The following is a 7,520-nucleotide window of genomic DNA, read 5'->3' as shown; positions in this document are numbered from 1 at the left end:
GGGCGTCCCGCCCCTCCAAAAAGGACGGGCGGGACGCCCATCCCACAACAAACATGAAAAGTGGAAGTTATTTAATTCTCATTCCTAATCGTCCGAGCCATGTCTCTCACTGGCTTGTATGGACTTTTCAAAAGTCATTCGCTGTTCGGCATTTTTGAGAAAATAACCGCTAATCATAGCCGAGGCGAGCAATCTACCCAAATGTTCGCGACTGGTAGTCACTGTCACCCCGAAGTGTTCCGAAGGCAAATTCCCCAATAGTCCAACAATATTTCGCTCCATTACTTGAAACACTTCGTGAGAAGTCGGCTTAGACAACTGAGACACTGTGTCGGGAGCCATTGACTGCACGTATTGCCATAATAAGTTGGCATTTTCTCCGTCTTCTTCAAAGAATTCTGGGGATTTATTAGATGAGTTGCTCACGAGTACCTCCGTTTCAGAGACAGCTTGTTATGTTAGACGCGGGCGGTTAAATTAAATAACCCTTATCCGATCGCTGCTGATCTTTATTACTAAGTAATTACTAATGTAGCAGGACAGTCGCAGCAACCAAGTGGGCACAACCGAATTAAAAGCGGCGGTTTTTACGGTTTTAGATTGGGGATTGCAAGTGGGGGGAACCCGATCGCCAATCCCCAATCTAGCTAGCTGGCTAGATAATCGTTGATATCTTGCTTGCGCTTGCGGAGTTTGGTCAAAGCTTCCCGTTCTATTTGCCGCACTCGTTCCCGACTGATGTTGAGACGATCGCCTATTTTTGCCAAAGTTAGGGTTTGCCCGTCTTCTAAACCGAACCGCAAGGCGAGCACTTCTCGCTGTTGCTGAGTCAGTTCCGCCATCAGGTGGTCTAAGTCAGTCCGCAGGGAAGATTGCAGGGCAAAATCTTCCGGGGTAGTACCCGTATCTTCCAACAAATCGCCCAACTCTGTATCTTGATTGTCTCCCACGCGCAAGTCCAGGGAAAGTGGCAGGCGCGCGCGATCGAGATATTCGCGAATCTGTTTGGGAGTCAATTCTAACTCCGATGCCAATTCAGCAGCCGTGGCCGCGCGACCTAGCTGTTGAGCAAGTTGGCGCTGAGCCTTTTTAATTTTGTTGAGCTTTTCGGTAATGTGGATCGGCAAGCGGATGGTGCGGCCTTTTTCGGCGATCGCCCGGGTAATTGCCTGACGAATCCACCAATAAGCATAAGTCGAAAATCTGTAGCCCTTAGTCGGGTCAAATTTTTCTACTCCCCGCTGCATCCCGATCGTGCCTTCCTGAATTAGATCCAGTAAATCTACATTGCGCTTGATATATTTTTTGGCAACAGACACTACCAGGCGGAGATTCGCTTCCACCATTTGGCGCTTTGCCCTTTCCCCTTGCTCGATCGTCCGCTGCAACTGTGCCTCAGACAGCCCAACTGCCTGTGCCCATTCAGCCGCCGTCGGGTCGCGGCCTAACTCTTCGGCTAAAATATTTTTCTCCTGATGCAGTGCGGTTGAGCGCTGTACCTGTTTCCCGTAGAGTATTTCTTGCTCATGGGTCAACAAGGGAACGCGGCCGATTTCCCGCAAGTAAGCGCGAACAGAATCTGTATCTGAGGACTTAAGAGTTTTCATGAGCTTTTCCCGCTGAGGATCTGTGCCTCTAAAGGTTTGCGGTAGTCGCAAACCCCTAGCTTTAGCTGGGAAGGAAAGCGGGCGGGGACTTGCGCTTTCCTTCCATTTAAAGAGGCTTAATTTTATGGTAGCTAGCTACTACTCCCAGTCAGCACCGTCTCAGGTTAGGTTTTGGTTGGGGCGAGCACAATACTACGTTATGTTAAGAATCTTAACATTTGTGAGAGCATTTGACTACACTTCTTCATATTTATTTCATGCCAGCCTGGACTGTTGATACGAGAGTATCCGCTTTCCTGGCTTTACAGTTTGCATCAAGATAAACAAAAGCCGCCACATCTCAGAGGGGGAGATTGGTAGAGGGGGAGATTGGTAGAGGGGGGAATGGGGAGAGGGGGAGATGGGAGGGGATTTAATCCTTTTGGTACAGTGCAAGTAAAAAATACAAAAATAAAATTTAAATGCCCAACAGCTTTTCAATACCCTGAATATGAAGTTACAGATATTGATCAACCCGCCCCAACAGATAATGACTAATGACTCATGACTAATAACTAATGACAATTCCCGCATCCAGGATACCCGCCACGCGATCGATCCGTCCAGAAATAAAAAACCTGTATCCGATAAAGGAGCCGAACGTATTTATCCGTGGGCTCAATGCTTCAATTCTTTAATCTAAAATCTAAAATCTAAAATCGACTGACTTCTTTGCCGCCCCGCTTCGTACAAGATGAGGGCTCCGGCGATCGACACATTTAAAGATTCTACGCCGCGACTCAGGGGAATTTGGATTTGTCGATCGGCCAAACTCCTCAATTCTTCCGACAAACCAGAGCCTTCGTTGCCCAAAACTATCAGAGTCGGCACTCGCAAATCTACTTCCCAATAACTTAAACTTGCCCCGGCGACGGTTGCTAAAATTTGCATTCCTCGATTTTTATACCCGGAGACTTCGGCGGTTAAATCTGGAGTGACTGCCATTGGCAGCTTAAACCAAGCTCCTGCGGAGGCGCGCAGCACTTTGGGATGGTCTAAATCGGCGCACTCAGCGCTCAGCAGCAAACCGTCGGCATTAGCAGCCGCAGCCGTGCGGACGATCGCCCCCAAGTTGCCGGGATCTTGGATTGTTTCTAGGGCTATTCCTAAAGTTGACAATTTTGCGGGCTCTGTTGCGGTGCGGGGTGCGGTGGCGACAATGCCGTCGGGTTGGACTGTAGTGGCGATCGACTCTAACACCTTTGCACTTACTAATTCGGTGCGATCGGCTAAATTACCAACTTCCTCCCAAAGTTCCCCGTGTTCCTCCAGCCATTCGGGAGTGCAGCAAACAGTTGCTAGCGGGTATTTAGCAGCGCAAGCTTCTTCGAGCAAGTGCGTCCCTTCGAGTAAAAATAATTGTTGTTCCCTGCGTCCCTTCGAGCTGTGGAGCTTGCGGATTTCTTTAACTAGGGGGTTTTGAATACTTGTCAGCATTGTTTAATTCAGCAGAGCGAATGGGGTTATTGCCTGTATCGGGTTAACCCCAAACTTCCTTCTGCCTTTGGAATGCGGAACCCGGGACTTGAACCCGGAAGGCTTGCACCACATGAACCTGAATCATGCGCGTCTACCAATTCCGCCAGTTCCGCATTGGTCACGAATTAATACTCTGCCATATGTTCGCGAATATGTCAAGTGTTTTGGGCGATCGAATTTTATAGCAACCGCTTTCGTCGGCGCCGGACGCAAGACCTAAGACATCCAAGGGTCGCCAGAACATCAGGAATCAAACTGATTTTTGTGTTTGCGAATTCCACTTTTGGGGCAAGACCAGCATTGTTCACATCTGGGGAGTACGGCGGTATGGCAGCCGACTATTTTGTGGATTCCGGCTTGGCAAACGGATGCTTTAAGAGCTTTCAGAAAGCCACTTTCGTGCAAGTGGTAGCGCGGTCCGACTTGGGTATCCTAAGCTATAGACAGGTTGAGTTTATTCTGCTTGAACTGTAATACAGGCAAGGCTGGGTCTATGTCTAAAGCGAAGCGACGAACTGAGTGTTTTTTAAAGTGTATGCACTGTGGCAATTTTGCCCCAATGGATATTGTGGCTGACTATTATCTATCTACCAAACCAGAAGATGAAGATGAATATTACAATCCCCAACCAAACCAAGGGTACAACTATCAACTAATGTTGTGCCTAGCTTGCAAAAAAGTAACGTTACTGCAGTATTTTGAACACGACTGTCAAGATCCAGAAGAAGATATCAAGGTTGAAACTCTTTATCCACCGCAAGGGGTGAAATTATTTGACCTACCTTTTTCAGTTCAAAAGGCATATGAAGCAGCACAGAAAGCACGAGCTATTGATGCTAACGCATATGCAATTCTTCTAGGACGTATGTTGGAGGTAGTTTGTGAGGATAATAAAGCAAAAGGAAAAAATTTATATGATAAATTGAATTTCTTAGCTGAAAAGGGTAAAATCCCAAGTAATTTGGTGGACGTTGCTCACGGACTTCGGATGTTACGCAACATTGGTGTCCATGAGCCTCTTGAGGGCCTAAGTAGTGATGAAATTCCTATTCTAGATGATTTAAGTAGAGCGATTTTAGAGTATATTTACATCGCTTCTGGTTTGGCAGCTCAAGCAGAAAAACGGTTGAAGCTGCTGAAAGAGAAGAAGTCTGGAACCAAAGAAATCGAGGAAGGGTAAGTTCCTAAGCTTAAGGAGAAAAAATAGGTGAGGAGTCAAATTCAGAAAGTGCTGAAAGCAGCCTAATAACCCGGTTGGAGCGGACTGGCTGATTTGATGGGTTGTCGCGCGGCTGAAAGTGGGCGCTAAACTACCTCGCAGACGCCTCCCTTAAGGCCAAATAGCTCAATGCCCCATCCTTAACATCCAAAAGTCTGCTTGGCGTGGACTTCGTTGGTGTAGCCCTAGACTTCAGTCTAGGACTACCTGAAAAAAAGGAAATCTAATCGGCCAAATCTGCGAAAACCTCGCGCACTGCAGGATGTACCAATCGGTGATTCTGCACGTTCAATCCCTTCGCCAAACTCGGATTCATTTCCAAAGCTTTAATCCCGTTATTTGCCAACTGCAAAACATAAGGCAAAGTGCTGTTATTCAAAGCTTGAGTCGCACTCCAAGGCACAGCACCGGGCATATTCGGCACGCCGTAATGTACAACTCCTTCCTCAACATAAGTAGGATTTGTGTGTGAAGTTACCCGCAAAGTTTCCACGCAGCCGCCTTGGTCAACGGCTACGTCAACAATCACAGAACCGGGGTGCATCTTCGCAACAAATTCGCGAGAAACCAGCACCGGAGCTTTTTTGCCCGGAACCAAAACCGCACCGATTAACAAATCAGCATCGGGAACAACTGCTTCAATTTGCAAAGGACTGCTGTAGAGGTATTCTACTCGGGAACCGAACAGAGTTTCTAAATAGGCTAGCCGATCGACATTTACGTCTAATATCTGCACTCTCGCGCCCATTCCTACAGCAATACGCGCCGCTTCTGTGCCGACGATTCCGCCGCCCAAAATCACAACTTTACCCGGTCTTACCCCCGGTACGCCGCCCAAAAGTACGCCCCGGCCGCCTTGCTGCCGTTCCAGAAACCGAGCACCGAACTGCACGGCCAAACGCCCTGCAATAATACTCATCGGCGTCAGCAGGGGCAATTTTCTGTCCGGGAGTTCGACGGTTTCGTAGGCGATGGCCTGGACTCCGCTGCTGATTAAATGCTCAGTTAATGTGCGATCGGCCGCCAAGTGCAAATATGTAAACAGCAACTGCTCTTTTTGAATCAGCGGATATTCAGCAGGCAGCGGTTCCTTAACTTTAACAATTAGTTGTCGATTCCAGACATCTGAAGCCTTTAAAACAATTTTAGCCCCTGCTTCAACGTAGTCCTCGTCCGCAAAACCGGCCCCAGCACCTGCATTCGTTTCTACAAAAACTGTGTGGCCTTTGTCCGAACAAGCCCGGACACTTGTGGGGCTAAGCCCGACTCGAAACTCTAAATCCTTGATTTCCTTGGGGACGCCTATTTCCATCTATAACCTCTAATCTCAGGCCTACGTAGATCGAATCTAACCTAAAAACCATCCCCAGCGGGACAATACTCTTGTAGATTTTAGATTTGGCAATCCGGCAATCCGGCTAGGAGAATATTTATTTAGTTTTTATCCAGTGCGATCGCAATTTCCTCAATTTAGACTTGAATTACATAATTTTTTGATTGATAGATCGACCGCAGATGTAGGGCAGATTAACACAGAGTAACGCAGATAATTTCAAGAAGAGTCAATATATTCGATCTGTCACTTATAATTTAACAGGCATAACTCGCCCCTCTATCTAAACAAATGCCACGGATACCTACGTTAACATTCGATCGCGGAACTCTATTGCTGCACCCGCCGCCCAAAGGCAGAGACTGGGTGGACTTTGCGACATGGGACGATCGCGTGGAAAAATACCGCATTCGGGCAATTCACTACCGCCCGCTGGTAGAATGCCTCCAAGCCGACTGCATTCACTTTACGGACGAAGCTAGGGGATACGAACTACTCGAACTCGTACCCAGCCTGGAAATGCAGCCTTACCCGCATCAAGAACAGGCCCTCGCAGCTTGGCAGGAAGCAGGAAGCCAAGGAGTAGTCGTCCTCCCCACCGCTTCGGGCAAAACTTATCTGGCACAATTAGCCATGCAAGTTACTGGTCGCAGTACATTAATTGTAGTACCAACTCTCGATTTAATGCACCAGTGGTATGCTAATTTAAAAGCCGCTTTTCCCGACATCGAAGTCGGATTGTTGGGCGGAGGTTCGCGGGACAAAACGCCAATTTTAGTGGCAACTTACGACAGTGCAAGTATTCATGCAGAAACCTTGGGCAATAAATACGGCTTGCTGGTTTTTGACGAATGTCACCATTTGCCAACGGACTTTTATCGAGTAATTTCCGAATATGCGATCGCACCTTTTCGACTCGGACTGACAGCTACACCCGATCGCACCGACGGCCGCCACAGCGATTTGCATTTTCTGATCGGCCCGACAGTATTTAGCAAAAGGCCCGAAGATTTGGCAGGCGATGCTTTAGCCGACCATAAAATAGTTCAAATTATGGTAAAACTATCACAAGAAGAAACCGATCGCTACGCCGAATTCATCAACATTCGCAACGACTTCTTAAAACAGTCTAACATCAAAATATCTAGCCTCGATGGTTGGAAACAGTTTATCATGGCAAGCGCGCGATCGCCCTTGGGACGGCGCGCCATGCTAGCCCACCGCCAAGCCAAAGAAATCGCCCTTTGTACCGAAGGAAAACTGCGAATCTTAGCCAAAATACTAGCAGAACACTCTCCCCAGCGCACGCTAATTTTCACCGGAGACAACGCCACAGTTTACCGAATTTCCCAAGAATTTCTCATCCCCACAATTACCCACCAAACCCCAGTCAAAGAACGGCACGAAATCCTCGATCGCTTTCGCAGCGGCGAATACAAAACCCTCGTCGCCTCCCACGTCCTCAACGAAGGAGTGGACGTTCCTGACGCCAGAATTGCTATCATATTGTCAGGTACGGGCAGCGAACGCGAATACATTCAGCGATTGGGTCGAGTTCTCCGCAAAAGCAGCGATGTAAATAAGTTAGCAATTCTCTACGAAGTCGTCACCGAAGACACCAGCGAAGAAAGAACTTCTCAACGCCGCCGAGGAGGAATGCAGCCTCACAAACCTAAACCGCAAACACAAATAGAACCGCCAAAGCCAGAATATCAGAAATTAGAAACTGTCAAACCGACACCCATTTACGGAGTCAACCGAGAGACAACTAAAAAAGCAGCGGAATCACCCGCAAAATGGGGAGAAGACAATGATGAAATTCCCTGGTAGCAAGCCTAAATAA

6 protein-coding genes and 1 tRNA gene are annotated in these 7,520 nt (G+C 47.8%); 2 read left to right on the top strand and 5 right to left on the bottom strand.

Annotated features, from left to right (window positions below; all coding sequences use genetic code 11):
* Positions 1–84: 84 nt before the first annotated feature.
* The 4 genes from QUA50_RS23030 to QUA50_RS23015 all read right to left on the bottom strand — a co-directional run bounded on the left by QUA50_RS23030 (position 85) and on the right by QUA50_RS23015 (position 3,238).
* Entirely contained in the window at positions 85–426 is a 342-nt protein-coding gene (locus QUA50_RS23030) for a DUF760 domain-containing protein (RefSeq protein WP_172187001.1), read from the bottom strand.
* 221 nt (positions 427–647) lie between these two features.
* The gene (locus tag QUA50_RS23025; RefSeq protein ID WP_333106022.1) at positions 648–1,607 is read right to left on the bottom strand and encodes an RNA polymerase sigma factor, RpoD/SigA family; all 960 of its coding nucleotides are present in this window, start codon (positions 1,605–1,607) and stop codon (positions 648–650) included.
* Positions 1,608–2,285: 678 nt separating this feature from the next.
* Positions 2,286–3,083: an RNA methyltransferase gene (locus QUA50_RS23020; protein ID WP_333267524.1), complete on the bottom strand. Its 798-nt coding sequence runs from the start codon at positions 3,081–3,083 to the stop codon at positions 2,286–2,288.
* Between the two features lie 73 nt (positions 3,084–3,156).
* Positions 3,157–3,238: transfer RNA gene (locus QUA50_RS23015), tRNA-Leu, on the bottom strand.
* 380 nt (positions 3,239–3,618) lie between these two features.
* Between QUA50_RS23015 and QUA50_RS23010 the strand changes: the two genes are divergently transcribed.
* Positions 3,619–4,305, top strand: a complete 687-nt coding sequence (locus tag QUA50_RS23010) for a DUF4145 domain-containing protein (protein WP_333298882.1) — start codon at positions 3,619–3,621, stop codon at positions 4,303–4,305.
* A 262-nt stretch (positions 4,306–4,567) separates the two neighbouring features.
* On the opposite strand, the gene ald is transcribed toward QUA50_RS23010, so the two are convergent.
* Positions 4,568–5,656 (bottom strand): alanine dehydrogenase, encoded by a 1,089-nt coding sequence (gene ald / locus QUA50_RS23005; RefSeq protein WP_333267527.1) that lies wholly within the window; start codon positions 5,654–5,656, stop codon positions 4,568–4,570.
* Positions 5,657–5,968: 312 nt separating this feature from the next.
* On the opposite strand from ald, the gene QUA50_RS23000 reads away from it, so the two are divergent.
* Positions 5,969–7,507, top strand: coding sequence for a DEAD/DEAH box helicase family protein (locus QUA50_RS23000; protein ID WP_333267528.1), 1,539 nt, complete (start codon positions 5,969–5,971; stop codon positions 7,505–7,507).
* The last annotated feature ends 13 nt before the right edge of the window (positions 7,508–7,520 follow it).

This window comes from Microcoleus sp. M2_D5, assembly GCF_036701935.1.
Taxonomy (GTDB): domain Bacteria; phylum Cyanobacteriota; class Cyanobacteriia; order Cyanobacteriales; family Microcoleaceae; genus Microcoleus.
This window is presented reverse-complemented; position numbering and strand designations above follow the sequence as displayed.